Annotated in this window: 1 protein-coding gene; it reads left to right on the top strand. The window is 64.1% G+C overall.

Annotated features, from left to right (window positions below; all coding sequences use genetic code 11):
- Window positions 1–85: 85 nt before the first annotated feature.
- Window positions 86–2,170 carry a hypothetical protein gene (locus OSA81_13665; GenBank protein ID MDE0900049.1) on the top strand — a complete coding sequence of 695 codons (2,085 nt, stop codon included), beginning with the start codon at window positions 86–88 and terminating at the stop codon, window positions 2,168–2,170.
- Window positions 2,171–2,400: the final 230 nt, after the last annotated feature.

Genomic DNA, 2,400 nt, shown 5'->3' with positions numbered 1-2,400 from the left:
TGTCTCGGCCTAGGCCTACCTCGCCGTGCGGAGACCCTTTGAACCCCTTATCCCCCCGATCCTCTGAACTCGGAAAGGAACAGGAATGAACTCCGTGGTAGATGCAATCGCCGTCTCTATCTCAGCGATGCTCGTCATCGCGTCGCAAACGACGCCGGCCCGGGTTCCCGCGGGGGCGGACAACCTGCTTCCCAACGCATCGTTCGAGAGAGTGACGCAGAACGTGCCCGTCGGATGGGAGTCTCGGGCCTGGCTGGATTCCGAGGAGAACGCCCGATGGGACGTCGATCCGGCGGGCAGGACCGGCCAGTGCGTGACGATCCGTTCTGGTAGTCCGGACGGGGCCGACGCGGCTTGGACGGCCAGCATCTCCTGCAAACCGAATACGCTCTACCGTCTCTCCGGGTGGATCCGGACGAAGGACGTGCAGGGCGCCACCGGGGCTCTGCTCAACATCCAAAACATGCAGAGCGTGAGAACTCCAGCCCTGCGTGGGACGCGCGACTGGACTCGGGTATCGACGCTCTTCAGGACCGGAGAGTCCCCCTCGAGGCTCGAGATCAACTGCCTCTTCGGTGGCTGGGGAAGATCGACCGGACAGGCCTGGTACGACGATGTCGCCGTCGAGCCGGTCGACCCCGAGGAATCGACCGGGGTGACCGTGACGATCGATACCGACGCCGAGCCGAGGACGTATTCCCCGATGATCTTCGGCGGGTTCATCGAGCATTTTCACCACCAGGTCTACGGCGGACTCTTCGATCCAGGTTCACCTCTGTCGGACGAGAACGGCTTCCGCAAAGACGTCATCGAGGCGATGAAAGAGCTGAAGCTCTCCGTCGTTCGGTGGCCGGGCGGGTGCTTCGTCAGTGGATATCACTGGCTAGAAGGCGTCGGAGAAAACCGCAAGCCGAGCGACGACATGGCCTGGGGCGTGCGAGACCCCAATTCGTTCGGCACGAACGAATTCGTCGAATGGTGTCGGCTGGTCGGCTGCGAGCCGTTCATCTGCACGAACGCCGGCAATGGCACGCCCGAGGAGATGCGGGACTGGGTCGAGTACTGCAACCAGACGCAGGGACAGTACGCCCGGCTGCGCAAGGAGAGCGGCCACCCGGATCCGCTGAAGGTCAATCTATGGAGCATCGGTAACGAGAACTGGGGCAGCCACGAGATCGGCAAGAAGAGCGTCGACGAATGGGGCCCGCTGGTCCTCGAGTCGGCAAAGCTGATGCAGGCCGTCGATCCCAGCATCCGGCTGGCAGCCGCGGCACTGCCGAACCGGGAGTGGACCATGCCGCTCCTGGAGGCGGCTGGAGAGCACCTCGATTACGTCTCGATCCACCGCTACTGGTTGCCACTCTGGCAGAAGAACGCGATGCCTTCCTACCTGGATTGCATCATGCACTCGGAGGGTCCGGAGCAGTTGATCGTCGAGACGATCGGCATCCTGGACGACGCCGGGTACCGGGGCCGTCTCGAGATCGCGTTCGACGAGTGGAACCTGCGCGGCTGGCACCATCCGGGCTTCCCGCGCAAGACGATCAGTGACTACGACGACCCGGCCGTGTTCGACCTCGTGAACGCTCGCGACGAGAACTCGATCGCTTCGCAGTACACGATGGCCGATGCCCTCTTCTCGGCCTCGTTCCTGAATGCTTGCCTTCGTCACGCCGATGACGTCGGCATGGCCAACATCGCCCCGATCGTGAACACGCGCGGGCCGCTCTACGTGCACTCCGAGGGCATCGTCAAGCGCACGACGTTTCATACCCTGGCGATGTACGCCAACTTGCTGGGTAGCCGCGTGGGCCAGGCCGAGGTGGAGGGGGAACTGCTCGTGCACGGCAACCGCTCCGTTCCCGTGGTCGACGCGATCGCGACCGTCGATGACGCGGGCACGACGTGGTCGATCGCATTGACGAACCGCCATCCGTCGAGAGAGGTGAAATGCGTGGTGAGGATGAAGGGCACTCCGCTCTCCGGCACGTTCGACGTGACGGTCCTCGCCGGGGATTCACCGGATGCCTTCAACGATGTCGAGCATCCCGATCGAGTGGTGCCCGTGGACAGGCAGCTGGCCTTCGACGAGGGCTCCGTCTATCTGCCGGCTCACTCACTGACGATCATCCGGGGCGTCTCCTCGGTCGACCTCGAGCGGGTGCGCTGACGCGGCTGTCCCTCCCGAAAACCCCGTACGGGCTCTCCTGCGCGGTGAACCGGGCGCATTGTAATCGATGCCCGGGAGGCATGTGGGCACGCGGGAGACATCTCGCCTTGGAAAGGGCGGCTCGCGATCTCGTTGCGGCGACTACGCGGACCGCGAGTAGCGATGGTGAAGGCCACCGAGTACAGGGGTCGAGGTGATTTCGCCTGAGCCCTTCACCGCGCGTGGCGTCG

This window comes from Longimicrobiales bacterium (assembly GCA_028823235.1).
Taxonomy (GTDB): domain Bacteria; phylum Gemmatimonadota; class Gemmatimonadetes; order Longimicrobiales; family Gaopeijiaceae; genus UBA2589.
This window is presented reverse-complemented; position numbering and strand designations above follow the sequence as displayed.

Bases quoted from the DNA above. Each gene is read 5' to 3' on its own strand.
- OSA81_13665 (MDE0900049.1), top strand. From the start codon at position 86: ATGAACTCCGTGGTAGATGCAATCGCCGTCTCTATCTCAGCGATGCTC.